The sequence below is a fragment of the Acetobacterium malicum subsp. dehalogenans DSM 11527 genome, from assembly GCF_000472665.1.
GTDB classification, from domain to species: Bacteria; Bacillota; Clostridia; order Eubacteriales; family Eubacteriaceae; genus Acetobacterium; species Acetobacterium malicum.
Genome location: NZ_AXAC01000015.1, coordinates 51,836 through 78,089 on the forward strand (window position 1 = coordinate 51,836; position 26,254 = coordinate 78,089).

27 protein-coding genes are annotated in these 26,254 nt (G+C 47.0%); 7 read left to right on the top strand and 20 right to left on the bottom strand.

Annotation, left to right across the window (positions count from 1 at the left end; genetic code table 11):
- Positions 1-258: 258 nt before the first annotated feature.
- Together A3KS_RS0107170 and A3KS_RS23450 are read right to left on the bottom strand one after the other, a co-directional pair.
- The gene (locus A3KS_RS0107170) at positions 259-762 is read right to left on the bottom strand and encodes a GNAT family N-acetyltransferase (RefSeq protein ID WP_026394336.1); all 504 of its coding nucleotides are present in this window, start codon (positions 760-762) and stop codon (positions 259-261) included.
- 601 nt (positions 763-1,363) lie between these two features.
- Positions 1,364-1,537 carry a hypothetical protein gene (locus A3KS_RS23450; RefSeq protein WP_156913220.1) on the bottom strand — a complete coding sequence of 58 codons (174 nt, stop codon included), beginning with the start codon at positions 1,535-1,537 and terminating at the stop codon, positions 1,364-1,366.
- 48 nt (positions 1,538-1,585) lie between these two features.
- Here A3KS_RS23450 and A3KS_RS0107180 point away from each other — a divergent pair, with 48 nt between their 5' ends.
- The gene (locus tag A3KS_RS0107180) at positions 1,586-3,958 is read left to right on the top strand and encodes an ATP-dependent DNA helicase (protein ID WP_242834747.1); all 2,373 of its coding nucleotides are present in this window, start codon (positions 1,586-1,588) and stop codon (positions 3,956-3,958) included.
- Between the two features lie 23 nt (positions 3,959-3,981).
- Here the strand turns inward: A3KS_RS0107180 and A3KS_RS0107185 are convergent, their stop codons facing one another.
- From A3KS_RS0107185 to A3KS_RS0107225, 9 genes are all read right to left on the bottom strand, one after another.
- Positions 3,982-4,272: a nitrous oxide-stimulated promoter family protein gene (locus tag A3KS_RS0107185; RefSeq protein WP_026394338.1), complete on the bottom strand. Its 291-nt coding sequence runs from the start codon at positions 4,270-4,272 to the stop codon at positions 3,982-3,984.
- A 13-nt stretch (positions 4,273-4,285) separates the two neighbouring features.
- On the bottom strand, positions 4,286-4,528 hold the full coding sequence (locus tag A3KS_RS0107190; RefSeq protein WP_026394339.1) for a hypothetical protein: 243 nt from the start codon (positions 4,526-4,528) through the stop codon (positions 4,286-4,288).
- Positions 4,529-4,543: 15 nt separating this feature from the next.
- Complete coding sequence (dinB, locus tag A3KS_RS0107195) at positions 4,544-5,797, bottom strand: DNA polymerase IV (RefSeq protein WP_026394340.1); 1,254 nt, start codon at positions 5,795-5,797, stop codon at positions 4,544-4,546.
- 166 nt (positions 5,798-5,963) lie between these two features.
- The gene (locus A3KS_RS0107200) at positions 5,964-6,485 is read right to left on the bottom strand and encodes a hypothetical protein (protein ID WP_026394341.1); all 522 of its coding nucleotides are present in this window, start codon (positions 6,483-6,485) and stop codon (positions 5,964-5,966) included.
- Between the two features lie 27 nt (positions 6,486-6,512).
- Positions 6,513-7,208, bottom strand: a complete 696-nt coding sequence (locus A3KS_RS0107205) for an urease accessory protein UreH domain-containing protein (RefSeq protein ID WP_026394342.1) — start codon at positions 7,206-7,208, stop codon at positions 6,513-6,515.
- On the bottom strand, positions 7,208-7,996 hold the full coding sequence (locus A3KS_RS0107210; protein ID WP_026394343.1) for an acyl-CoA dehydratase activase: 789 nt from the start codon (positions 7,994-7,996) through the stop codon (positions 7,208-7,210). Before A3KS_RS0107210 ends, A3KS_RS0107205 begins: the two co-directional genes overlap by 1 nt.
- Before the next feature lie 129 nt (positions 7,997-8,125).
- Entirely contained in the window at positions 8,126-9,505 is a 1,380-nt protein-coding gene (locus A3KS_RS20480; RefSeq protein WP_051355731.1) for a 2-hydroxyacyl-CoA dehydratase subunit D, read from the bottom strand.
- Positions 9,486-11,312, bottom strand: a complete 1,827-nt coding sequence (locus tag A3KS_RS0107220) for a 4Fe-4S binding protein (protein ID WP_026394344.1) — start codon at positions 11,310-11,312, stop codon at positions 9,486-9,488. Before A3KS_RS0107220 ends, A3KS_RS20480 begins: the two co-directional genes overlap by 20 nt.
- The gene (locus tag A3KS_RS0107225; RefSeq protein WP_026394345.1) at positions 11,309-12,574 is read right to left on the bottom strand and encodes a 2-hydroxyacyl-CoA dehydratase subunit D; all 1,266 of its coding nucleotides are present in this window, start codon (positions 12,572-12,574) and stop codon (positions 11,309-11,311) included. Before A3KS_RS0107225 ends, A3KS_RS0107220 begins: the two co-directional genes overlap by 4 nt.
- Before the next feature lie 297 nt (positions 12,575-12,871).
- On the opposite strand from A3KS_RS0107225, the gene A3KS_RS0107230 reads away from it, so the two are divergent.
- Positions 12,872-14,191, top strand: coding sequence for an alpha/beta hydrolase (locus A3KS_RS0107230; RefSeq protein WP_026394346.1), 1,320 nt, complete (start codon positions 12,872-12,874; stop codon positions 14,189-14,191).
- A gap of 214 nt (positions 14,192-14,405) precedes the next feature.
- Here A3KS_RS0107230 and A3KS_RS20485 read toward each other — a convergent pair whose 3' ends face one another.
- A complete protein-coding gene (locus A3KS_RS20485; RefSeq protein ID WP_051355732.1) occupies positions 14,406-15,023 on the bottom strand; it encodes a carboxymuconolactone decarboxylase family protein in 618 nt (205 codons plus the stop codon).
- A 308-nt stretch (positions 15,024-15,331) separates the two neighbouring features.
- On the opposite strand from A3KS_RS20485, the gene A3KS_RS0107240 reads away from it, so the two are divergent.
- The 3 genes from A3KS_RS0107240 (at position 15,332) to A3KS_RS0107250 (ending at position 18,152) form a co-directional block, all read left to right on the top strand.
- Positions 15,332-16,510 carry a PocR ligand-binding domain-containing protein gene (locus A3KS_RS0107240; protein WP_026394347.1) on the top strand — a complete coding sequence of 393 codons (1,179 nt, stop codon included), beginning with the start codon at positions 15,332-15,334 and terminating at the stop codon, positions 16,508-16,510.
- Positions 16,511-16,658: 148 nt separating this feature from the next.
- The gene (locus tag A3KS_RS0107245; protein WP_026394348.1) at positions 16,659-17,750 is read left to right on the top strand and encodes a glycerol dehydrogenase; all 1,092 of its coding nucleotides are present in this window, start codon (positions 16,659-16,661) and stop codon (positions 17,748-17,750) included.
- A gap of 129 nt (positions 17,751-17,879) precedes the next feature.
- Positions 17,880-18,152 carry a hypothetical protein gene (locus A3KS_RS0107250; RefSeq protein WP_026394349.1) on the top strand — a complete coding sequence of 91 codons (273 nt, stop codon included), beginning with the start codon at positions 17,880-17,882 and terminating at the stop codon, positions 18,150-18,152.
- A 36-nt stretch (positions 18,153-18,188) separates the two neighbouring features.
- On the opposite strand, the gene A3KS_RS0107255 is transcribed toward A3KS_RS0107250, so the two are convergent.
- Genes A3KS_RS0107255 through A3KS_RS0107270 form a run of 4 tightly spaced genes read right to left on the bottom strand, consistent with a single transcriptional unit; the run spans position 18,189 to position 21,452 of the window.
- Positions 18,189-19,025, bottom strand: a complete 837-nt coding sequence (locus tag A3KS_RS0107255) for a protein-ADP-ribose hydrolase (protein ID WP_026394350.1) — start codon at positions 19,023-19,025, stop codon at positions 18,189-18,191.
- Positions 19,022-19,879, bottom strand: a complete 858-nt coding sequence (locus tag A3KS_RS0107260; RefSeq protein ID WP_026394351.1) for an SIR2 family NAD-dependent protein deacylase — start codon at positions 19,877-19,879, stop codon at positions 19,022-19,024. The genes A3KS_RS0107255 and A3KS_RS0107260 overlap by 4 nt, the downstream gene beginning before the upstream one ends.
- 56 nt (positions 19,880-19,935) lie before the next feature.
- The gene (locus tag A3KS_RS0107265; RefSeq protein ID WP_026394352.1) at positions 19,936-20,703 is read right to left on the bottom strand and encodes a hypothetical protein; all 768 of its coding nucleotides are present in this window, start codon (positions 20,701-20,703) and stop codon (positions 19,936-19,938) included.
- A complete protein-coding gene (locus A3KS_RS0107270) occupies positions 20,700-21,452 on the bottom strand; it encodes an epoxyqueuosine reductase (RefSeq protein ID WP_026394353.1) in 753 nt (250 codons plus the stop codon). Before A3KS_RS0107270 ends, A3KS_RS0107265 begins: the two co-directional genes overlap by 4 nt.
- 356 nt (positions 21,453-21,808) lie before the next feature.
- Between A3KS_RS0107270 and A3KS_RS0107275 the strand changes: the two genes are divergently transcribed.
- The gene (locus A3KS_RS0107275; protein ID WP_026394354.1) at positions 21,809-22,465 is read left to right on the top strand and encodes an IclR family transcriptional regulator; all 657 of its coding nucleotides are present in this window, start codon (positions 21,809-21,811) and stop codon (positions 22,463-22,465) included.
- A 25-nt stretch (positions 22,466-22,490) separates the two neighbouring features.
- Positions 22,491-22,850: a putative quinol monooxygenase gene (locus A3KS_RS0107280; RefSeq protein WP_026394355.1), complete on the top strand. Its 360-nt coding sequence runs from the start codon at positions 22,491-22,493 to the stop codon at positions 22,848-22,850.
- Positions 22,851-22,994: 144 nt separating this feature from the next.
- On the opposite strand, the gene A3KS_RS0107285 is transcribed toward A3KS_RS0107280, so the two are convergent.
- The 4 genes from A3KS_RS0107285 to A3KS_RS20495 all read right to left on the bottom strand — a co-directional run bounded on the left by A3KS_RS0107285 (position 22,995) and on the right by A3KS_RS20495 (position 26,210).
- The gene (locus A3KS_RS0107285) at positions 22,995-23,738 is read right to left on the bottom strand and encodes a GntR family transcriptional regulator (protein ID WP_169727698.1); all 744 of its coding nucleotides are present in this window, start codon (positions 23,736-23,738) and stop codon (positions 22,995-22,997) included.
- A gap of 4 nt (positions 23,739-23,742) precedes the next feature.
- Positions 23,743-24,840 carry an XdhC family protein gene (locus A3KS_RS0107290; protein WP_026394357.1) on the bottom strand — a complete coding sequence of 366 codons (1,098 nt, stop codon included), beginning with the start codon at positions 24,838-24,840 and terminating at the stop codon, positions 23,743-23,745.
- Between the two features lie 79 nt (positions 24,841-24,919).
- Complete coding sequence (locus A3KS_RS20490) at positions 24,920-25,477, bottom strand: histidine phosphatase family protein (RefSeq protein WP_051355734.1); 558 nt, start codon at positions 25,475-25,477, stop codon at positions 24,920-24,922.
- Positions 25,413-26,210: a nucleotidyltransferase family protein gene (locus A3KS_RS20495; RefSeq protein WP_051355735.1), complete on the bottom strand. Its 798-nt coding sequence runs from the start codon at positions 26,208-26,210 to the stop codon at positions 25,413-25,415. The genes A3KS_RS20490 and A3KS_RS20495 overlap by 65 nt, the downstream gene beginning before the upstream one ends.
- Positions 26,211-26,254: the final 44 nt, after the last annotated feature.

Sequence of the window (26,254 nt, forward strand, 5' to 3'; positions counted from 1 at the left end):
AATCAAAAATTGAGTGGACATACTTATGGCTATCTCCCCTGATCTGAAGAAAAGCTACTGCCTGTATCTAATATTCCCCGAAAAACATATATTAAACCTCTTTTCCCGCTTTTCCTGACACCTAATTTATTCCCAAACAAAAAGAACCTCCTGAGAGGTTCTTTTTGTTTGACTTATCTTGTCTTTCGATGACACCGACGGCTGTTTATATCTGTTTAACCAACTGAATTCCTCAAGCCACGGTACGCTGCGATGATTTTATTTTGTCAACGCATACATGCAGGAATCCTGGAGTTTACCATTTTTATAAATACTCTTCTGGAAAATACCTTCCAACTCAAATCCGGCTTTCTCGATGGTTCTTCTGGCCTTCTGATTTTCAGCAAAGGGGCGGGCATAAATTCTCACCATATCTGACTCCTTAAAAGCATTTTCGCAGATTTGCTTAATCGCCTGAGTCATGATCCCCTTTCCCCAATAGGGTTCGCCTAACCAAAATCCCAGTTCTCCGCTTTTGCAACTAACATCTTCCTGCATCAGCAGGCTGATTGCTCCGACTGGTGAATCGTCGATTGTGATCGCTTTGTTCAAATGCTTTCTTTTGTTTTGGTGAATACTCTTAGTAATAAAAAGATGAGCGTCGTCCAGAGTATAGGGATAGGGAAATGTGTTTCTCAGATTTCCGGCTATCTTCTCATTATTGGCCAGGGGCACAATGCTTTCCGCATCACTTAATTTCCATTCTCTTAGTCCAAATTCCATTTTCTTGACCTCCTTTAATCATTGCCACGCATTTTTTTGTTAAAACCTAATTTGTGCACGTTTGTTTTATAATTTTCATAAGGTTAACATCTTCCGTTATTTATGTCAATATTTTTTCTTTCTGTGGCAATATATTGCATTTACTTGTTTGTTATTTCTCAAACAAGTTACTAAGCAAGAAATATATTGTTCGTTATTTAACAAATCATTTTAAAAATGAATCGCGTGATTTTGATGATTATTATTCGGGTAACCTTAATATCTTTGTAGACGAATTCAATTAAAAGACAGAGTGCTTTTTATCCTGCTTCTGATATCGGTCGCCGATCTTTTTAATTTTTTTATCTATTCCCAAAAATAAATGCACCTGTTTAATGATCTTGATGTTTAATATTCGCTTTTATCCATCACATTGACAGCTGGACTCTAATCACGATTGACGAATCAATTTTTCTATATAAAACCCCTGGACAGGCAATAGATTAAATGCATTTAAATAAAAAAGCAGCCTTAAAACGACCCTAAATTACGATCAAAATTTAATTTTTCTGGTGCTTAAGGCCCAAATTTCTTAACATTTAGAATCTAAACAAGTTAATAATTAAGCATTCTTTAAGCTATTTTTATAAAAAAGCATGCCTGTTTCTAATTCAATATCGGCTGAGCTACTCTGATTCTGATCATTTGCCCAGCCTATTGCTGCGGCAATAGTCACCGATTCATCCCGATCATAAACTGGCGGCAAATCTGCTATACTTTCTCCGCCTTTTAGCATAAAATTGAAACTATCAAAGCGCTATCAAAAAAAATTACAGGTGAAACGATGATCAATCAACCCGAAATAAAACTATCCGTTCGAAATCTGGTCGAGTTTATGCTCCGTTCCGGAAATATCGACTCCCAATTCATCAGCAACGCCAGCGCTCTGGAAGGAACCCGAGCCCACCAGAAGGTTCAGAAGGACAATCGGGACAAGGGCTATACCCCCGAGGTATCGCTAAAATACAGCTTCGCCTATGAAGGTTTCAACTTCCGGATCGAAGGCCGGGCCGACGGCATCATCGCCAGCGCGACCGGGATTATTGTCGACGAGATCAAGTCTACTAACCGGCTCCTGGAATCCATCGACGCCGATTACAGCGAAACCCATTGGGCCCAGGCCAAATGCTACGCTTTTATTTACGCCGTCCAGAATGAGCTGCCGGAAATCAGCGTTCAGTTGACCTATTTTCAGTTGGACAGCGATGAGATCAAGCAGTTTCTAAAAGTCTTTAACCAAGCCGAACTGACCACTTTCTTTTACGAGCTGATCGATCAGTACCTGATCTGGGCCCGTCTGACCAGCGACTGGGTGGCGAAGCGAAATACTGCCATCAGGGCTCTGGATTTTCCCTTTGCAAGCTATCGCCGGGGCCAACGGGAACTGGCGGTGGCGGTTTATAAAACCATTGCCGAACAGCAAAAACTGTTTGTTCAGGCTCCTACCGGAATCGGGAAAACGATGTCGACCCTATTTCCCGCTATCAAATCAATGGCTGAAGGGCATACGGCCAAAATTTTTTATCTGACCGCCAAAACCATTGTCCGGGAGGTAGCCGAGGAAGCCTTTGCCAAAATGGCGGAGCAGGGGCTGGCTTTTAAAAGCGTCACCCTCACCGCCAAGGATAAAATCTGTTTTCAGGCCGAAACCATCTGCGATCCCGATCACTGCGAGTACGCCCGGGGTCATTTCGATCGGGTCAACGGCGCTATTCTTGATCTGCTGGAGCAGGAAAACCGCCTGACCCGGCCACTCATTGAAGACTATGCCCACAAGCATCAGGTCTGCCCCTTTGAATTTTCCCTGGATTTAACGCTCTGGTGTGACTGCGTGATCTGTGATTACAACTATGTCTTTGATCCCCGGGTTTATCTCAAGCGCTTTTTTACCGATAACGGCGGCGACTACACCTTTCTGATTGACGAGGCCCACAATCTGGTGGACCGGGCCCGCTCGATGTTTTCGGCGGAGCTTTATAAAAAACCATTCCTGGAGCTGAAGCGCCTGTTTAAGGATAGCGATCCCGGCATCGCCAAGGCGTTGGGGAAACTCAATACCCATATGATCGGGCTACGGAAACTGGCTGAGACCAGCCAGCATTATCGCCAGTCGGAGGCGCCCAAAGATTTTTTACCGCTACTGCTTACGTTTATTAATCTGGCTGAAGCATGGCTGGTCAAAAACGAGGGCAACGACTCCCACGAACAGTTGCTAGAACTGTATTTCAACGCCCTGACCTTTATGCGTACCGCCGAGTTTTACGACGACCGCTTTCTGACCTATGTGGAAAACGGCAACGGTGATACCAAAATAAAGCTCTTTTGTCTGGACCCCTCCCACCTGCTGAACGAAGCCATCAAACGGGGGCGGGCGGCGATCTTTTTTTCCGCCACGCTGTCGCCGCTGGACTATTTTGCGGAAATTCTGGGCGGCGACCCCGACAGCTATAAGATCAGCCTGCCCTCGCCCTTTGATGTCAAAAACCGGGAACTGCTGATCGCCGATACCATCTCCACCACCTTCCGGAACCGCGAAAAAACCTACCCCGTCATTGCCGACCGGATCAAAACAGTATTGGCGCAACAACCGGGCAACTATCTGGTCTATTTTCCCTCTTATAAATATATGAACGCAGTGTTTGAGATTTTTAGCGCCAGCTACCCGGAGGTCGCCACCATCCGGCAGGCTCCGGAAATGAATGAGGAGGACCGGGAGCTGTTCCTGGCTCAGTTCCGACTGGCACCCGGTGCTGCCCCGGCCGGGATGCTGGGCTTTGCGGTGCTGGGCGGGATCTTTTCCGAAGGCGTGGACTTAAAGCACGAGGGCCTGATCGGCGCCATTATTGTCGGAGTGGGTCTGCCCCAGATCTGTTTTGAGCGCGACATCATCCGCGATTATTTTAATGAGAAAAACCACGCCGGCTATGAATATTCCTACCTCTACCCCGGCATGAACAAGGTCCTCCAAGCCGCCGGACGGGTGATCCGGACCGAAACCGACCGCGGCGTAATCGTCCTGATTGATGAACGCTTCAGCAGCCCCAGCTATCGCCAGCTGTTTCCCCGGGAGTGGTTTCCCCATCGCCGGATCCGAAATGCGGCCGAGCTGGAAAAAGCTTTGCAGGATTTCTGGGCGATGGCTGAATCGCAAAATTGACAAAAAAAACACCTGCTGTCGCACTACGACAGCAGATGTCTGATGACCATGACAGGATGATAAAAAATCAGCCGTGGTCCGCTAAAACCCATCACTTTTCGAATCTTCGCCTGATTCGCCTGATTATAGCAGGGGCTTGGACAGTGATTGCAAAAACCCTTGTTTGCACCATAACGGCAATGATCCAGACGGTTCAAGGCATAGTTTAACAGGGCCCGGCACTCCTCACACAGATCTTGTGATCGATGTTTTTTTCGGCAATAGATTTTTATCATCACGATGAGGATTCTTTTTTCTTTATCTATTTTTCGCATCCGGCTTTATTCCCTATCTTTCCTTGCCTTCGACAAACCATTTGGGTTCTTCATAATAGAGACAGACTTCCTTATTCTGGATCCGACAGGTATAACGAATCCCCTGTCCGCCGACCTTCAAGGAAACCCCCGGGCGCATATCCAGAACCCGGTCAATGTCAAAAACCCGACCGTCCTCCCATAACACCTGGAGGGGAATAATTCTGCCATCTTCTTCAAATTTTGCAATCACCTGGACAAATTTTTTTATCGCCATTCTCTAACACCTCCTTTAAAAATAACCAATCGGATGGATGATGTGATCTTTTTTGGGGTCCAGACCGCTCATCGAATCGCCGATGGTGACGGCTCGCCGCAGGGCCAGATTACCAAAACGCTTGCGCAAGTCATCGACCGTCTCATCAAGCCGGGCCTGCCGAACCCGAACTTCTTCATTGCCGAACAGATCGAGCTGAATCGGGGTTGAGTCCGGCACCAGATCGGTGACCCGCACCCCCATGGAGCGGATATCCGAGCTAAAATCATAATTTTTTTCAAACAGTGCGATGGCCGCTTCGGCGATTTCCCGGGTCAGATTTGAGGGTTTGGCCAGTTTTTGCTGCCGGGTGAAGCTATGCAATTCTTTGTTGCGCACATGGATAGCCACGGTCAGACAATAACAACCAGTTTCCCGTAACCGCATCGCTACACTTTCAGTCAGCATATAGATGATCAATTTGACATCCTTCAGGTCTTTTAAATCCCGGGGAGTGGTGATGCTGTTGCCAATGCTTTTAAGGATCCGTTCGTTGCCGTTATAATGCTCATCAAAGGATTTGACCGGGCTGTCATCCAGACCATTGGCAAACCGCCATAACACCGCCCCTATTTTACCAAATTGAAGCACCAAAAAATCAAGGGATGTTTCGGCCAATTGTCCGATCGTGTAAACGCCGTATTTTATCAGCTTTTTCTTGGTGGCCGGACCCACATAGAGGAGATCTCCGACTTCCTGCGGCCAGATAATTTTTTTATAATTATCCCGGGTAATCACGGTAATGGCATTGGGTTTCTGATAGTCTGAGCCAAACTTGGCAAAGATCTTGTTCCAGGAAACCCCGATCGACACGGTAATCCCCAGTTCTTCCTGAACATCCCGGCTGATTTTTTCGGCGATGGCCAAGCCGCTACCGTGAATCCGGGCACTAGCGGTGACGTCGAGCCAGGCTTCATCGAGGCCGAAGGACTCCACCTGATCAGAATAACGGTTGTAGATCTTCCGGACCAGCCGGGAAAAGCGCAGATACAATTGATAATTGGGGGGCATCACCACCAGCCCCGGACATTTTCCCCGGGCCTGCCATAACGCTTCCCCGGTTTTGACCCCAGCTTCCTTGGCTTTCTGGTTTTTAGCCAGAATAATCCCATGGCGTTTTTCCGGATTTCCGCCCACCGCCACCGGGAGATCTCTGATTTCAGGATGATATAAACATTCTACATTGGCATAAAAGCTGTTTATATCCGAGTGTAAAATAATCCGTTCCATGACTCACCTGCTTAATCCAGCCCCTTCTAAATTAGTACATATGTTCTATCGTTATTCTATACCCACCGACGCTCTTTGTCAATGACTAAATTCTTAACCTCATCCGCGGAAATTTTTTCTTCATAAAAAACAGGACCAGCGCATTTACTGGTCCTGGAGAGAGGGGTTAGCTGTAGGTGGCATAATACTCAGCTTCGGCCTGCTGGGCTTTCTGGTTGCCGACGCCGCAGCGGGGGTTAAGCAATGAACAGTTTTTACCGCAACCGCCGCAACGCAATTGGGACATAAATTCGCTGAGGCTGGGGACATCGGGTTCGGGTTCGGTGACTACCGGTTCCGTGACGGCCGGGGTTGCTTCGACTAGCGCCGGGGTTTCGACTGGTGCCGCCGCCACAACAACCGGAGTTTCCGGTTCCACAGCGATTGCCACCGTCGTTGTTTCAGGCACAGTCGCAGTGACCGTTTCGGTGGTTACTGCGGCCACACTGGCGGTATTGGCCGCGACTGTTGTGACGGTACTTTCGGTTTCACCATCCGCCACAGTATTCTTGACCACAATTGCCGGGGGAATTTCCACCTGGGCGGCCAATACCTGTTCATAGCTGCGGTAGGTCGTGGCCACCACCCCATAGACAATCAGCAAAGCCGCAATGGCCGCACCGAATTGCTTAATAATCTTGATTTTCATTTAAACACCTCGTTTTTAAATACCTTCTCATATCAGATTGAACATTGCCCCGACGGAAAACAGGGTTAATAATACGTAACTACCGAGCCGAAACCACTGCAGCTGCTGGGGGATTTCTTTGACAATCGCTGCTGAAAGGACCCCCGACAGCAGCACCATCAGCAGCACCGGGGTCAGGGTGCTGGCGGCGGCAAACACGCCGCCAACCAGAGCCGCAGTGGCAACCGGCAAAGTAACCGCCACCCCCATCATCAGCAGTAACGGGGCACAGGGGGAGGCTCCGTAGGCAAATCCAGCTGTAAACAGCGGAATCAAACCTTTTTTTTCCTCCTTTCGTTCTTTTTTTCCCCCCGCACAACCGGAACAGTTGCCGACAGACTGGGGCTTTTTAAAATCCATCAGCCATTTGACAATCAGCACTAACCCCAGGGCGACCATCGCCAGCTCCATAATCAGACTCAGGTTGACCCCGAACACATAACCAGCGGCGTCAATAAACTGACTACCAACCAACGCCGCCAGGGTACACAACAGCACCACTGCTGCGATTTTGCCAATAAAAAAGCTGAGAAATGCAAGCAGTGATTTTTTCATCCCGCCGGCGTGGGTAATGATGTAGCTGGACAAAAAGACTGTAACCACCGGACTGCAGCAGGTGCCGCAGCCCAGCCCTACCGACAGCGCTGTGGCCAGCACTGGAATCAGTAATGCAACTGTCATCATCAGGCCCTCTCGCTGGCAATCAGCGCCGCCCCGATGGCCCCATTAAACTGCGGATATCTGGCCACATAGACATCACGCATCATCTCTTCTTCAAAAGCTTTGTGGACCCCGATGTTCAGGGCACCGCCGCCAGTCATCAGGATGTCGCCGCCTTTTTCGGCTTTTTTCATCATTTTAATGATCCGTTTGGCCATCGATAAATGCATCCCCGCCAGTATATCCCGACGGTCATATTTCCGGGCCACCAGCGAGACCACTTCCGACTGGGCAAAGACCACACAGGTACTGTTGATGTCACAGGGCGCTTTGCTTTCCAACGACAGCGGGCCGACCTGATCAATAGTGGTTTCCAGGATCTGGGCAATGACCTCCATGAATTTACCGGTGCCGGCAGCACATTTATCGTTCATGGTAAAGTTTTTGACAGCATAATTTTTGTCAAGATAAATGATCTTACTGTCCTGGCCGCCAATATCAATGATCATCCCTGGCCGGTAATCCCGGGGCGCAGTTAAACGCACCCCATAAGCATGGGCAGTGATTTCCGAAATATCGTCATCAGCGATGTCAAAGACCTTGCGGCTGTAACCGGTGGCCATGGTATAGCGTACTTCAGCACGGCTGATCCCCCGGCGGCTACACATTTTTTCAATCAAGGCACTGGCTGAGGCATTGTTATCAATCCCGGTATTGGTGACCATCGCATCGACCACCTGGTTCTGACAGATCAATGCCGCCTTGGTATAAGTTGATCCACCGTCTAATCCGGCGTAATAATTTCTGTTCATGTTATTCTCCTGTTTTCTCGTCTCGTTCAAAACCTAACCCCGTACCGACCACTTATTACATGATGTTGTCCGCATTGCAGCAAACAAAAGCTTAACAATTGGTCGGGACAGCCGTTCAGCGTTATCCTGTCAATCGGCTATTTCCGCTTTTTTCGGCCGCGCGGCCAGATCTTTCAGTTTGATCAGCTCAATAAAGGCCTCGATCCGGATCCGCAATTGTTCAATATCTTCCTCATTATAATCACTTTCGACTCGGACCACCGGAATTCCCAGTTTACCTAGCTCGTCTTCGAGGGTCTGGTACTCAAAATCGTAAACCAAACAGCCCCGCAAAACGTGGTACACCACGCCCTGAACCTGGTGGTCGGCTATCATCTGTTTGATCCGGTAAATCCGCTGGTCATTGTCGACAAAGGTCGGACAAGTGCAAGGCCGGGTGTAGCGGTTGGCCAGGGAGCGCATTAAACCGTCAAAGCTTTGATCCACCACGACGGTGGGATCATAAATCGAACGCTCGCCCATACAGGTTTCGTCCCCCACCAGAATGCCCCCGGTTTCTTCAATGAGCAGCGGAATTTTGATGTTCGGGAATATAATCGGTGACCCGGTAACCATAATCCGGGGCTGCTTGTCTTTACTGACAAATTGCCTGTCTTTTTTGCGCCGGGCCAATTCCCGGTTAAGCAGGTGCAGCTGCTGACTCCACTGTGCCACCGGCATGTACGAAAAAGCATTCATTAAAGCCATCGCATGGGTCCCTTTTATTAAGGCCGGAACGTGCTTTTTGTAATCATTGAATTTCGACATTTCGTACTGGGCAAAACCCATCTGATCAATGCTTTTGGCCAGACCCTGATAGGTAATGGTCTGGCCGGTGACCGCTTCCAGCTCCGGAATCAGCTGGTAGAGTTCCTGAACATACTGCTCCATATCGGTGTCATCACTTTTAGACGTCGGCACGTGCAGCGAATAAGTTGGGACCATTTCTTTTAACATCCCGGCCATTTTCTTTTTGCAGTCACAGGTGATCGGCACCACCATCAGGGCGCAGTCTTCGTAAATCGGCATTACTTCCATGGCCTGGAAACCCATCACCGCTTTGATCAGCGGACAGGCATCCCGAGGCACCAGATCGTCGCCAATCGCAAAGGCGGTATAACTGCCGCTGCATAATTTTACTGGCTGGGCTCCGACGGCGTAAATCAGTTCATGAGGCACCATCACACAATAGGTGCCGACAATTTTTGTTTCGGCCGCTTTTTCGACATTTTTCATCTCAACATAGATGTCTCTGAGAACCTTGAAAAATGGCTGCATGGCTGCTGGCGCGCCGGGTAATTCTTCCAGTCGCCGCAGATATTTACCCGACACCTTGGTGGCTTTATCAATAAAGCGCTGGCGTTGCCGTTGTTCCATGGCCGTCAGCTCTTTTGTTTTGTTTTCAGCGACGCCGTTAGGATCGGCTTGATTGTCTTCCTGACTATTTCTCTTATTCTTGATCAGACTCATTTTTTTCTCTTTTCTTAATAAAACGTTTCAATTTCTTTTCGGTTTTTTTATGACCGGACATAAAGGTCTTACGGGACGCCCGGTAAAATTTCAAGCCGCCGAAACTCATCGACAGTGCTTTGTTTTCCGGGCATTTATCGATGCATTCGCCGCACATAATACAGTCGACGGTGGTAACATCGGTCTTTTCCCGTTCGGTATAGATGGTTTTAATCCCCATCGGACAGGCTTCGTAGCAGGCCCCGCATTCGGTACAGGCCTGACAGTCTTTTTTAATGCGAAACAGCGAAATCTTGTGTCCCAACCCGATTAAATAACCGAGCGGGCAAATATTGCAGAAAAACCGACGTTTGAAAAAGCTGCCGATAAGCACTATGATCATGAAGAAGCCCCCTAAAAAAAGCGACACCTTAAAGCCGGCAAAGGCCGGAGACACGGTAATCGCCGGGCAAATGTCACAAAAATTGCCGCCGACAAAACTAAGTCCCAGAAATAACAGCAACAGCGTCCATTTGATCGGTTTTAAACGGCTGTAAAGTTTTTCGTTTAAGGACAATCCTTCAATTTTTAGACCCTGCCGGGTTTCGTGGGTGAGATCCTGAATCAGTCCCATCGGGCACAGGAAGCCGCAGATAAAGCGGCCCAGAACCACAATTGAGAACAGCAGCGAGGCCAGAAAGATGCCAATCTCAGCCCAGCTCATATTGACCAGGGAATTTAAATGGGCCAGGGTATAACAACTGCTGGCAATCAGCTGATCCTGATTGATGGGACAGGCAAAAATCGGAATTTCGATATTGCCAACCCATTGGCCCAGCAGTTTACCGCCATAGATCAAGGCAAAGAAGCTGACAATCATGGTGCTCCAGCGTATCGTCATGAATCCGAATTTCCGCTGACCCTTCATCGTCCCCACCGGCCCCAAGCTCATTCGCCCATTGGCAAAGCGGCCCATTACCGGATCTTTTGTGACAATCCGGCGGCGCAGCCATAGACACAGGATGATGCCGACGGCCGAAAGCAGTACAATGATCATAAACGGCGTCAATGCCGCCAGATATCGGTTGGAAAACAGAGTGTTGTCTTCAACCTGATAACTCATCTGATAGACGTTGTCACCATTGTCTGCGGCATAGGTAACCGTGATGCCGCTGCGAATATCCAACAGTGACAAGCCTTCAATAACCCCCTCGCTATTGGTAGTTACCTGGCTTGTCCCGCTTCGCTGCGAGGTTAGCGTCACGGCTTGATCGGCCAGAGGCTCACCATCAAACTGCACACTGACTGTTGTCCGATCGGTGAAAATAATTTCCAGCGGAAACAGTTCATGTTCAAAGGTCGGCGGATTAGGCATATAACCTTGGGTAAATTCCATATCGGTTTTGGCTGCCAGATAAAGGGCTTCGGCGGTGCCATCACCATCAAGATCGGTGCTTTGTTGCGGCAGGGTGGCAATAAAGCTACCTAAATAATCCGGGCTCATCACCGCCATATTATCGGCGGTCATTTCGGTAACCCCGTTAACACTGAGCGCATAAATCATTGCGGCAGCTGCGTCCTGATTACTAACGGTGTTTAAAGTAACCTGGTTATTGTCATAACTGAAGTATAGCCTGCCGGTAGTGCTGGTCTGTTTGGCTTCCGCCTCGGCACTGACTGCGGTGGTCATCGTGTAGCCGCTGGCATCAGTACTGAACTGATAAAACACCAGATTATAGGCAGAGAATGACAGCAGCGTCAGCACTACGCAAACGAGCAAGACCGCAGGGGTAAATATTTTTTTCATAGTGAGATCGTTTTTTTTCATACGGCTCTTTTTTCCTCACAATAGCGATTATGGGCTAACATTTCCATAAATGCTTCCATTCTGATTCGTAATTGTTCCACATCCTGATACTGATAATCGGTTTCCAGCCTAAATACCGGAATATTTGCAGTTCCAAACAGCTGTTCAAAACGTTCCAGTTCAAAATCATATTCAATCTGGCCTTTCAGCACATGAAAGACCACCCCTTCAATCCCACCCTGCTCCAGATACCAGCGGGCACTCTGATAAAGCATCTCATTCTGGGCGTAGGCGGCTGAGCAATCATAGCGGTAATGGGTCTCGATGATGGCGGAAAAGGGATCTCGCTTACTGGCTTTGTGGCGGGTGCTGCTGGCGTATATTTTTTGAATACTGCTGTCCAGAGTGGCCCCGATTGTAAGACTAATGTCGCCAATCAGAAAGGGAATCTTATAATTGGGTAACACCACCGGTGAGCCCATCAATAAAACTTTGGGCTTGCTTGTGGCGGCCGCCGAGATCACCTGGCGGTTGGCCAGCAGTTCCAGATTCAGTTTGCGCAAATGGCCGCACCAGCCTTTGAGATCGGTGGTGTAATAATAAGAATTAAGCACCGCCATCCGCAAGGCGCCGGAGATCAGGCCGTCCTTTTGACGACAGACCTGGATAAAATCGCGCATCAGTTTCCGGGCCGTTTCGACCAGTTGGGTGGCCTGGACGAGGTTCTTTTTCGACAGCCGCCGCCCGGTATGGTCCGCCAGTTTTTCGCCCAGTTGCTCCATCTGACCCTGCCATTTAAGCCCGGCCAGGGGATCGCTTTTGTCCGGGGGAATATCCACGGTGACCACTTTTTTCCCGGCCGCCCGCAGCAGATAGGCCATTTTACGGCTACTGTCACAGGTGATCGGGATGATGATCAGGGCGGCTGCGCCCAGATCAAAGTGATCATTTAACAGAAATCCCAGCATCGAGCGGCTGACCGGATCGGTGTCCCGGGGGACTAAATCATCGGACCAGGCCACCGTTCCCAGACTGCCACCAAGGATCCAAAAGGGTTTGGCCCCGGCGGCATAAATCAGTTCTTCGGGAATACTACTGCCCAGCACCATCACCTGGGGCTGGCGCTTTTTCATATTGTCCGCTTTAAAATAGAGATAGGTTGTATTTAAAAAATAGCGGATCGCTTCGATCTGGCTGCTTTCATTAAACAAGGTTCTCAGGGTGTCCATGTATTCACTTTCATAGCTACTGACCGGTTTGTTTTGGGGCTGATTGACCGTCATCGTCTTACCTCCTAAAGTCATTCAAATTTCAATGTTCGTTTCATGTAGCTATTGTAATATGACAGTTTGTGGATCGTTTGAAGCTTATCTGAAGATTAGGTGAAGTACCCTAGTGATTTGCCGATATTTTCGTAGCAAAAGCGCCGCTTTCGATGCATATTCCTGCTTCTCTCACCTTTTCTTTGCAGCGATCAATTAAATTAAAATAATATTGATTCTAGTTTAAAGTTAATGTAAAATAATATTATTGACAAGATCATTAATTTTGAGATCAATTTATGTCAACACGAGGCCGTTATGAAATCTACCAAAAAGATTTTTCTTCAATTGTTTTTGCTGCTCATTGCCGTTTCTTTGCTGGTTTTTGTTCTTCATGCCCTTTCTGGTAAAACATTAAAGACCATTGAGGCCCGGGCTGCCTACGATGTCAGCTCTGCCAACCGTGGCGACCTCCTGTTTAATGAATTTTATCAGACCTTTTCCCCCAGACAATCAACCGCTTTTCTGGAAAAATTAGGAAAAAGCACCACCGCAGAATCGGCCCAATGGTCGATGGAACAGCTTGGCTCCCCTGACTATCCGGTAAATTCCTATATTATTGAATATGTGACGATTAATCACGCCGGTGAAAAGATACCCTGTTCCGGGGTTGTTCTCATTCCCGAAAAAACCGCTTCAACACCAATGCCGCTACTGGTTTACCAGCATGCCACGATCATGACCAATGGTACCGCCCCCAGTGTCAGTATTCAAAAAGCTTCCGGAGAATCCAATACGCTGGCCGGAGCATTTGCCAGTGACGGATATGTGGTAGCCATTTCTGACTATGTCGGTACCGGCCAACCCAATTGCCTGAGCTATCCCAGCGAGTATTTATACGCTGACAGTGAAGCCGCCAACGGTGTGGACATCCTGATTGCTACCGGTCATTTACTGGATCAATTAAAGTTGTCCACCAACGGTCAACTCTTTTTGTCGGGCTATTCAGAAGGCGGTCAAGCGGTATCAGCCCTAGCGGAGTTAATTCAAAACGACTATCCCCAGTATCCGGTTACTGCCGCCGTGTTTATGGAAGGGCCTTATAACATGAATGCCGCCATGAATAACTTTCTGGAAACCCCCGGTGGTGTCATCATGGACGGCCGGCCGGGCGGCAGCCTGGTTTGCGCCAAAGCGGTTTATGCCTATCAGCAGATTTACGACTGGGGCGCTATGGATACTATTTTTAATAAACCCTATGATACCCGGGTCGAAAAAAACTTCGCCAACCCTACCACCCCGCTGATTGTCCTGGCTGCCAATTATCCCAAAGCGACTGACAACATGTTTACCACGGCTTTCCTGGCCAGTGCCAAAGACGGTGCGGTTGCTGCGGACATTGCCGCGAATAATACCGATGACTGGGTGCCACAAATGCCGGTCACCTTTCTGACCTCATCCGAGGATGGCTTAATCCCGGCTTCAGTAACCGAAAACGCCTATCAAAAAATGCTGGCTGCCGGGGGGAATGTGAAAATGAGCTATACCCAGTATCCTCTCAATCATTTACAAAACTATATGCAGGCCATTGCTCAGTCAAAGACGATCTTTGACAGTTATGTGAACGCCGCCAATTAAAGTAAAACACCAGAGCGGCTGAAATAAGGCTGATCCAGCAATCATTTAAAACGCAAAAGGAAGGGACTATTAAATAGCACCTTCCTTTTGTTTAATTATTTTTGTTTAATTATTTTAATACCCAACCCTGTTTTAGCTACAAACCGATCACTTGGTGCTGATTATCCGGGAAAGCGTTTATCCCCAAACGGACCATTTTCGGTCCCCGTTTAATTTATTCATCCTGGCGATAAAGTAAACAGCGATCGCTGAATCCGGCTGGCGGGATGCCCAGACCCTGATTCAGTCGGGCCCAATAATTGACACTGGCAATGGTACTGGCCAACATCACAATTTCGGCTTCCGTAAATTCACGTGTCAGGTTTTTAATGAATTGATCGGACAGATCCGGCGGCGTGCTTGACAGGCTGATGGCATACTCCAGCGCCAGCAGCTCACGCAGGTTGAAGCTATCAACTGACTGGACCGCCCGATGCCCCTGTAAAACGGCCAGCTCTTCGTCGGTGATGCTATTCTTGACGATCCCGACGGCGTTCATGTCAATGCAGAATGTGCAGGAGCAGATCAACGAGGCCTGAAGTCTGACCAGATTGAGCAACCGCCGCTCCTGCGCGTTCTCCCCTTTTGCGGTCATCATCTCCAACACCCCGGACCCGATCGCGGCGCGGGGATACCAGGTTAACAGCCGTGCCGGCAGCCGGTCTTTGCCGGTTTCTTTTTTGGCGATAAACAAGCCGATCCGCAGCAATAAGGGGATTTTTATCGGTGGTTTAATCAATGGTCTGGGGCTTTGCTCCGTGTTAGCCCATGCTTTTTTTGCCGTGCTTGTCATGGCGCACCTCCGTTTATTTCTTTATTGACTGTATACCATTATTTTAACTACTTAAACGGTGCGCCAGGACCAGCGAGAATGGCTCACAAAATTTGCAACACTGCAAGCCTTACTCTTTTCAGTCAGGCTAAGGATTCAAAAGATCGTAAATTTTCCGGCTCGGCGCTGATCAGTTTTGAGGTGTTTAACCTGCGCTGGTTTACTTGCCGCTGCCAGCTCTTATCTTAAATGGCTTTTTATTTCCATTGACAAGGCAAAGCTTATTCTGATAAATTTAGCAGAACAAATCTCAATTGCCGGAGGAACCATTGATTTTAAACAGACTTTTTGAAACCGAACAGCTTGAACTTGAAAAAATGTTGGATGACTTTTGCAATCTGACCGGCCTGGCCGCCGTCATTACCGATAAAAAAGGCAACCAGCTGTCAAAGCTGTCAAATGCTTCCGAATTTTGCGCGATGATGCGCACCCAAGGCGATTTATGCTGTCGTTCTGACGGCATTGGCGGAAAGATCGCCGCTAAAAAAGGTGACATCAGTATCTATAAATGTCATGCCGGCCTGGTCGATTTTGCCGCGCCGATTTTTGTCAACGGCCAACATATCGGCAATATCCTGGCCGGCCAGATCATCACCAACACCCCCTTAGAACACGATTTGACCCAGATTACCACCAACACCCTCTGCATTGTTGACAGCGAAATGAAAGCAAAATACGCCGCCATCCACTGCATGGATCATGAAACCATCGCCAAATGTTCGCGGATTCTGGATATCCTGCGGAAATACATCAGCGAGCGGGTCATCGTCCGGCAGCAGGAGCATCAGGTGCTCACTACCCCGGCTGCCGATCCCGATGCCGATTTGCTCAAAAATCTGGCAGCGATTGTGACCGGTATGAAAAAACTGGAATATGAAAACGCCAAGAAACGGTTACTCTATCTGGTCAAAGACTTTTATGAATGGAACAAAAAAAGCAAAGCCGCTTTCCGCACCCAGCTGATGCTGGCCTTTACCGAACTGGAGTTAACGCTTCCTGATGAGGCGGCCGTCAAAAACTATCACAACAGTTTGTTTCGGATGTATCCCGAGTCCAGCGCCTATTTTCTGAAAGTCTTTGATATGCTGTTTGAAACCATCCTTCGGGAAAGAGCTTTTCCGGTTGACGATCCCTTTCTCTATTCATTGGCCTACCTCCAGCGCTTTTACTATCAAAAAATATCAACTCAGGAAATCGCTGATTACATGAACCTTTCACCTGACCACTTCGCCCGGCTGTTCAAGCGAAAATATGGGATCTCGTTTACCGACTTCCTGATTCAAACCCGGATTGAAGCCTCCAAAGCCTTATTAACCCAGACGCCGTTCACCGTCACGGAAATTGCTCTGGAACTTGGCTATCAGGAGCCGAATTACTTTACCCGGGTATTTAAAAAAATCGTCGGCATTCCCCCCAGCGAATATCGGGAAAAGTATGCCATTAATTAGTCTGCTGCGTGTAGTTGCTAAATTTTGCTGATTTTATTCAAATAATATCCCTGCGAACGGATTAGTGTAGACTATTGCCGTGATTTTTTATGTCATTGTCGATTTGAGTTTGTTATGATATTGTCAATTCAAATCAAAGGAGACAAACATGGCAACAAAAATTGTAATCAGTCCTGGAAAATATATTCAAGGACCGGGAGAAATGAAAAAAATTGCAACTTATGCAAAGGATTACGGTCAACAGGCTTTTATCATCGCTGATGCATTCGTAATGAATATGACCACTGCAACCCTGGCCGAAAGCTTTGCCAATTCGACCATCAATTACACCGCGGCAAAATTTAACGGTGAATGTTCCAAGCCGGAAATCAGTCGCCTGCAGCTGCTGGCACAGGATAGCCAGAGCGATTTAATTATCGGTATTGGCGGCGGAAAAACCCTGGATACTGCTAAAGCGATTGCCTTCCACATGAAAAAACCGGTGATGATTGTCCCAACCATCGCCTCAACCGATGCCCCCTGCAGCGCCCTGGCAGTATTGTATACCGAAGAAGGGGTTTTTGACGAATACCTCTTATTACCGACCAACCCCACCGTTGTCCTGATGGACACCGAAATTATTGCCGCTGCTCCAGTGCGCCTGCTGGTCTCGGGCATGGGTGATGCTTTAGCCACTTATTTTGAAGCCCGGGCCACCTATCAGGCCAATGCCACCACCATGGCCGGGGCCCAACCAACCGATGCGGCGATGGCGATGGCTGAACTCTGCTATCGCACCCTGTTGTCCGACGGCTTAAAAGCCAAATTGGCGGTGGAACGCAATGTTTCCAACATTGCCGTGGAAAAAATTATTGAAGCCAACACCTTTTTAAGCGGTATCGGTTTTGAAAGCGGCGGACTGGCCGGGGCTCATGCCATCCACAATGGTTTAACGGTGCTGGAAGATTGCCATCACCTCTATCATGGCGAAAAGGTGGCTTTCGGCACCCTGACCCAATTAGTGCTGGAGAATGCGCCACTGGCCGAAATCAGCGAAGTTCTGGATTTCTGCCGCAGCGTTGGCCTGCCAACCACCCTGGCCGAACTCAATGCCGAGCAGGCAACGGAGGCACAACTGCGTGAAGTTGCCGTGGCGGCTTCGGTTGCCGGTGAAACGATCCATAACATGCCCTTCCCGGTCACCGCAGATGATGTCTATGCCGCCATTGTCACCGTTGATCAATTAAGCCAGACCTTGTAAAAAACACCCCATATTATCCCCATTATCTAACATCTGGAAAAGAGGCTACATCTTGCGATGGCCTCTTTTTTCCCTGTAAATTCCCGGTCTGATTGATAACCGTATTTAAAAAAAGGAGCGAAAACCACTATGAGCAATGACCGCCCTAACCGACTCTTAGCTGACCTGGCCAATAAATTAAACCTTACCTGTCTGACTCAAATAAAGCATGACCGCTACGCTGTCGATATCTTAAAAGAACTGCTTGAAATCGACAAAGCCATTTTCGCCGTCCAGGAATGGAATGACGCCTATCGCTATTTCTCCGGCCGAAACGAGGGCTATCCCACCGTGCATGAGGCCAGACTGGGATTAATGACATTTTTGAGCAAAGAACGCTGGAGTATAACTAATCAGCATTAACCTTATTAAAATTTTACCGTTAAGGTATTTCTATTTCTATCCATCTATTAATTGGCTATCTAAAAGCTTTTGATAAATGGCCACATCCCGGTCCAGAAACACATTAAAAATAATCCGCTCAAATTTTTCTGCATGCGCCTCCAGAAATGCCCGCACCGTAGCGATGGCAATGGCTGCTGCCGCTTGATTGGGAAAACGGAAAACCCCGGTGGAGATGCAGCAGAAGGCCAGACTATGAACCTGATTTGCTACCGCAATTTCGAGACAGGCGCGATAACTGTTGGCCAGATCCTGTTCCAGGCCCGGTGTTAAGCCATCCTGAACGATGGGCCCAACCGTGTGAATCACATGCTTGCTTGGCAGGTTATAAGCACTGGTTATTTTTGCTGCTCCGGTTGGTTCCGGCATGTTTTGAGCCGTTATTAAAGCATCACAGGCTTCCCGTAACTGAATGCCAGCTGCGCTGTGGATCACGTTGTCAATGCAATTGTGGCCGGGGACAAAACAACCCAGCAGCTGACTGTTGGCTGCATTGACAATGGCATCCACGGCCAGCCGGGTGATATCGCCCTGCCAGAGCGACAGTTTATCGCCAAATGGCCCGGCTGGTCCGCCAATTCGGTCCCGCCACTGGTTCACCGTCTCAATCTCACCGAGCGTGACGATGCCCTTTGCCTGGACTTCCTGCTGCAGCAACTGATCCTGAACCGCAAGAAACGCCGAACTGATTGGCCCCGGCTCACGGACATTCATCAGCGCCCGCAACAGGCTCCGTTTTTCATCATCATCGACCGGTATGGCCAGGTTTTGATAAGCCTGGTTTTCGCGGCCCAGTTCGGTGATTAAATAGGCGAGTGCTTCTGAGCGATTCATTGTTCAGACTCCTTTTTAAGTAAGGTCGTGACGATCGGCCCGATCGCTTCACTAAAGGAAATCGTGCGGTCGGTATTTTCCGCCGCACCCATGGGGTAATCCCGGTTAAAGCGGATCAACGTGGCATGTGGATTCTGGTAGGTCATGGTTTCAAAGGGATAACGGATGATCCCCGGGGTATTAAAGCCCACCCCAAATTCCAGCAGCGTCAGCTTTTTCCCCTGACTGGCACTGAGAAAGGCTTCGTAGCGTTTTTCGGCCGCATACCAGGCCTGATCCTGAACAAAATACTGGTTATGGCGGAGATTGACGTCCATGCTGCCGCCGCAAACCGGACATTTTGGTACCAATTCGGACGGAATTTTGCAATCTGCCGTGGCTGCCAGCATCTTTTTAATCAGCTTGGCATTATCGTATAAGGTATCATGGCAGGCTTTGGCACACTGAATAAAGGCGTAATCGCCCTGGACTTCAAAAACTTTTTCAGCTGGAAAGCCGCCTTTGACAAACTGGCTTTCGACATTGGTGGACAGCACAAAATATTCTTTCGCCCCGGCCAGTTCAAAAATGTCCTGATACAGCCGGGTTGCCGGCATCGCATAGCGGTTGACATCAATATGTCTGGCCCAATGCGCCCAGGATTCGGCCTCCGTTTCAAAGGGATAAAACGACCCGGCGTACATATCCGTGATCCCGTATTTTTCGATGAAATCGGCAAAGTTATCGGTAAACCGTTTGCCGCCGTAATCCAGGCCGGCGGCGGCCGAAAGTCCGGCACCGCCGCCGATTAAAAGATAATCACTGGCTATTATGGCTTCTCGGGCCGCATTGATGCGCTGTTCTAAATTGTTCATTTCTAATCCTCTTAAATTTCTGTGATGGTTTTCTTCTTGTTGATCATTGTCTTTTTTTATTCCCAGAGCGTTTTTTCACCAATGGGACAGCAGGCCATGCAGCGGTTGCACTTCACAATACTGTGGGCGGCGATGCTTTTCTGATTGTTTAAGTTCTCCCGATAGTCCATACAGCGTTTCTGATCATAACCCGATTGGGTCAAAGCTCCGGCCAGGCAGGCATCGATACAAATCTGACAGTCCCCGCATCGATCGACATCAAAATCCGGGTAGCGGTAATCACCACCCATCAGCGGGGCATTGGAAACCAGATAGCCGACGCAGATGCGACAGCCGAAATGCTCTATGATCAAACGGTGATTTTTGCCCTTAAAGCCCGCCTTGGTCAGGGCCAGGATCTCGGCAAAGTCCGGATCGGGGAGTATCGTGGGCAGTTTTATGGTCACATCATATCCCATGGTTTCCAGTTTGTCACTGAAAGATCGCAAATCGCATTCCACCTGGGACTCGGCCATGGTAGTCTTTTTTTCGCCGAGTGACCCGTAGACAGTCTGCTCCATCAACAGTAACGGTTCAAAAATCGGTGTACCCAGAAAGATCACGGATCTGGCCTCCGGCAGGTCTTTCAAGAAGATGTCTTTTTTCTGTTTATCCAGCTGATCCAGATCAATAACATGGTACAGTGTCATTTTTTCGGCAAAGGCCGCTTCCTGGAGCAGGAAGGTGAGCTCCCGCCGGTTTTGCATTTCCGGGCTCATTTCCCGATATTTTTCGGGGATCTTCAAGTCTTCTTTGCGTCGTTTGGTATGCCATTGTGCTTTCATTTACTTTCCCCTTGTTTAACTTTTTCGAGCTTCGCAAACCAGGTTCCCTGACATTCTTCCTTTTCCCAATGATGCTTTCCTTTGGGACACATCCGCAGGCACATGTCGCAGTCGGTATTGACATAGCGGGTGTGATGGATCTTGTTGGGGCCGCAATTGATCACCGCTTCACACTGGCGGGCATGAAAATAACCGTCCCCCATAATGGCGCCGCTGGTGCAGAACTCCTGACAGACCCGACAGCTGCCGCATTGATTTTCAACCTGGCCCGAATCCGGTAGCAGCGGCGCATCGGTCGCTAAAAAATGGAGGTTCTGCCGGGGCCCGTATTTTTCAGTAATCAGCAGATTACTCTTACCGATGTACCCGATGCCGATGCGTTCGGCAATATTGGCCATCCGCAGGCCGCTCTCCAACATCCCACCGCCGTGCATCTCGCCGCCAAAACTCTGATAGCCTGCGTTTCTGAGAAAAGCCATCAATTTCCATTTGCGGTTCTCCAGTTCGCTGGAAGTCAGCGAAAAGTAGGCCCCGCCTTTGCCGTTATAGACCCAGCCCCGGGAAAAGGGATCGGCCATGCCGCAACCAAAAATCAGCACCGCCTTGGCGCTGGGATAAAGATCCTGGGGTCGTCTGCCCTTGCGGGCGTGCTCATTGATCATCTTGACATCAGCGATGCCAAAAATATCAATCTCCTGGTTTTCGGCATAAGCTTTTATTTCCTTTGTTAATTGGTTTGCTGATTTCATAGCCGCCTCCTTTATATTATTCCGTCAAGAAAAGATTTATCTGCATATTTTTTACTAATCGGTCTTATTAATTCATTATAGAGTGATCGCCGAGTTTTGGAAAGTAGGCACTTTTTTGTAACCATTAACTAAATTAATAATTAAGCATTGTTTAATATTTTGCAGCAGCAGACTCTAAAATTGATTATTTTTTCATTATTATCGAACTTTTTATATAATTAAATTAATACTTTCATCAATGCTAAATTTTAATTGACATTTTAATATCTCCATATTATTATTACCTTGTCAGTCACAGGTACCTATTTTCATATGATCGATTGACTAACTTGCCAAAGTAAGAAAGGGATGATTCCATGAGCGAAAAAAAATATATTCAGTCAATTGAAAGATCAACCATGATCCTGGACTATATTGCCAATCATGGCAGTGCTAAGTTACATGATATCAGCAACGCTGTTTCACTTAAAACCTCGACAACTTTCGGGATCCTGCAGACCCTTGAACATACTGGATATATTGTCAGAACAAATGGAGGGTTAGCGTACACCCTGGGCCTAAATTGTCTGAAGCTGGGTCTTTCTTTTCAAAAGAAATCAGTCATACACCAATCAATCCATGCATTACTGGAAGCCCTGGTCGCTGAAATAAATGAGACTGCTTATTTTGAGATAAAAATAGGCGATCGTTATTACTATCTTGACGTCGTCGTTTCTACCCAATCGCTAAAAGTGATCCCCGATAATGATGATTATATTGATTTACCGGAAAATTCTGCCATAGCTAAAGTTTTTAATGGGATCACAGATAATTTTACTTACGCAACCGATTTGGAAGAAGTTGAAGAAGGCCTTAATTGTTTTGCTGTTCCCTATCGGACTGGTGATCAGCTGATTGGCTGCCTCGTGATGACAGGGCCCAGCTATCGTTTCAATCAAGAAAAGATCGAACAAACCTATCGTGCCTATCTGGAGATTATGGCTCGTCTCGGGCTCACTGCTCACATTTGGTAAAATTAAAAAACTAAAGGAGAAAAAAATGAACAAAAATGTATTTTGGATATTTGAACTTACAATTAAAGAAGGTCAATTGGAAAACCTTAAGGCTTTGATGACGGAAATGGTTGATGCTACCAAAGCCAATGAACCCGGTACCATCGCTTATGAATGGATGATCAACGCCGACAACACTATCTGCCACATTCATGAATGCTATGCTGACTCCGAAGCTACTTTAGCACATTTATCAACCTTTGTTGAAAAATATGCCGGTAGACTGATGGAAACTGGCGATGCAACCCGTTTTGAAGTTTACGGAAACCCAAATGATGCTGTTAAAGAAGCCTTAGCTGGATTTGGTGGCGTGTATATGACCCCGATTGGCGGTTTTGTACGCTAATACTATAAATTTTTAACATCTAATAAACAATCCTGCCTTCGTTAAAGTGAAAGGCAGGATTGTTTATTTTTTCCGTAATTTGATCTCATTTGATTTAATCATTCGAATATGTGAAAATTTTTTAGAGCCTATAAAAGCAATCATTTAAATAGCTGATGTCACTGCTCTTAATCCTTTTTTCCCAGACTCCGCAAAATATAGCACGCGCCATTCAATTGGTTTATCATGCTCATCAAATTGTTTCTGCTCAACGGCTAATATTGGCTCATCTTCCATCGTATCAAGCAATTGGCGAATTTTTCCTTTTGCCAGCTTAGCAATAATATTCAGTGTTTTTGTTGATGCTGTTTTTGGTTTTTTGCTGGAAATATTTCCCAAAAACACCATATCTTTCAAATTTGCTTCAATAATTGGCACCCCACGTAAATAGGGTATATATTTTTCTTCATATACTTTTATGCGTTTTTCACTGAGGTAGACACGTTTTATTTCAATCACATTTTGCTTTGCAGAAATTAGTAATTGCCTACAAACATCAAAATCAGGTTTGATAATATTCATGGAAATCACGCGAACCTCTTCAAATTGACCTCCTTCTCCAAATATTTCGTCAAAACACAAGGTATAGGGGTAGAATTCTTTTTCGCAGACATAATACCCTTTTGAAGGAATCAAATAAACATAACCTTCGTTGATCAGGATCATCAGTGCCTTTTTAATCATTGTTCGGCTCACATTAAATTCAACACTGAGATACTGTTCGGGTCGAATTTTATCGCCAGCTTTAAGCTCACCGCTTTGGATTCGGTTTTTTACTATATCAACAATTTTGAGGAATTCCGGTCGTTTAACCCAAAGTGATTTATCCTGAAGTTTCAAAGTATCCATCCGATCATGACCTTTTATTATCTGCATTCTTAGCGGAAAAAACCTCTATCATCACGTCCATGATCCCGCCACAGACCATGCCTTCTTCTTCTGCAACGGCACCAGTCATGTCGACCGCCATCATCAGAAATCCCCCATTTTCACGGAGCAGATCCCGGGCGGCAATAATGACTTCCCCTTCACTGCATCCGCCGCCGATACTCCCTAGACTTCTCCCATCCCCCCAGATAATCATCTTGGCGCCAGGCCCGCGGGGAACTGAACCTTTTTTTGAGACTACCGTCACAATTGCCCGTTTTTCTGAGTTGTTTTCAGCCAGACTTTTAAGTACTTCAATATCGAAATCAGAATGATTTGTTTTTTTCTTGACTTTTTTTTCACTGCTATGAACTATTCGCTTCACACTGATAATCTCGGCAATAATCGAAATGGCGATTTCTTCTGGTGTAACTGCTCCAATTCGCAATCCGATCGGTGAGTGAACCTGATTGAGCTGTTCCTGACTGAACCCCTCTTCCATAAACTGCTCCATCAAGCCCTTGACCCGACGCTGCGAACCGATCATCCCTAAATACTCGGGGTTGACGACCAGTGCCTGGCGCAGACAAACCGCATCATGGCGATGCCCCCGCGTCACAATCACCACAAAATCAGATTCCATAACTTTCAGGTTTTCAAAACATGTATCGAAGCTTTCACACAAAACTTTGCTGGCTTCTGGAAAACGCACGGCATTGGCAAAGGACGGTCGATCATCAACAACAGTGACCTTAAAACCAATATCAGCACCATAGCGAGCCAAGGGTTTGGCAATATGTCCCCCGCCCAGAATAATCAACCGACCTGCGGAATAAAACGGTTCATAAAGAATCCCATCCCCTGCTTCGGTGTTTAAAAACTCCGGGATACCTTTACTGATGACGGCATCCAGAATTTTTCCCGTTTTTTCGTCTAACATGTTACCATCAAGATCTGCTTCACTCCAGATACTTTTTTCAATTATCTTTTCGCCCGCTTCCCCCTCGTTTTTATATTTGGTGACCATGACCAACTGGTTTTTCTGATCCAGATCAGCCATCAATGCTGCATATTGATTTATCATTTTTAGCTCCTTTCGTTTTTTATCTCAAGACCATTCTCTTGTTTTAATTTCAAAGTATTAGATCAACATCCAAAATAACTTATTTACACAAACAACCACTCATATTACAAACCCATTTATTTGCTTTTATTCGGTCAAGTTCAATTATGCCTGCAAAAGGGACGCTCCATTTAAACATTTCATTGATCGATAGACCCAGTATTTCTCCCAAAATCACCCTGATAACTCCCGCATGTGTCACGATTAATCCAGGATTTACATTGCTTTCCCGAATGATATTATGTAATATTGGTAATACTCTTTGTTTTAATTGATCAAAGCTTTCCCCACCAATTGGTTTATATGTTTCAATTTTCTGTCCCCGCTTTTCATATTCATCCGGATACAATTCTTTTATTATATGAAATGGAAGGCCTTCCCAGACACCCATGTTAATCTCTTTAAATCCTTCTTCAACAACTACCGTCTTTTTTCGATCCCCCAACAGAATTTCAGTCGTATGCAGACATCGTTTCAGAGAGCTGGAATAAATTTTATCGAGTGGCATCTCCTTAAAAAAAGCCTGAAGATTGTCACACTGAATGATTCCTTCCGCTGATAAGGGAAGATCCAGCTGACCGAAGTAATGCTCCGTCAAGCTTTATCCCCTTGACCTCCAATCGTTTTACCATATCCCCGGCTACCCAACTAACCATTTCACTATGCTTTCGGATTTGATCAGGCAACTGATAAAGATCCATGATGGCATAACATTCACAGAGAGTTGGCGCCATTAATCCATCATAATCAAGTAACGCCTGATAGTCTGTCCATGTATCCATATCCATCAGGATGGATTCATCAGCCAGTGCCAAATTCACCGTATCTGCTTCATGGCTAGCCAGTAATTGCTTTAGTCCGCCATCCATTTTATTTAATAGAATGTCTTCTCGGTATTTTTTATCAATCAGCGGCGGATGACCCCGTTCGTCCCTAAAACAGGGATAAAGAATCCCTTTGTTGGATATTTGGAAAGACGCCATCATTGCCTTGATAGTTTCCACCTTGATCAACGGAATATCTACTGGATGAACAAAAAAAGCATCTACATCCATATCCAATTGATTAATTCCCTTTATGATAGAGCTATACATGCCTTCATCATAACGCTCATTGGTCACCAGTTCGAAACTACTCTTTTTAAAATAGGATTTGATCGCTGCGGCCCGGTGCCCCACAATCAGAATAATCTGATCTACGCCAGCCTTTTGATGGGTCATCACAACTCTTTCGACGGCTGTCTGGTTTCCAAATTTCAGCAGTGGCTTAAACCCCTCCATCCGGGATGAATATCCGGCTGCGATAATAATTGCGCCAATTTTTTTCTTCATAAAAGCACCTTTTTTCTACCTTGTTCCGAAAATCCGTTACTGAA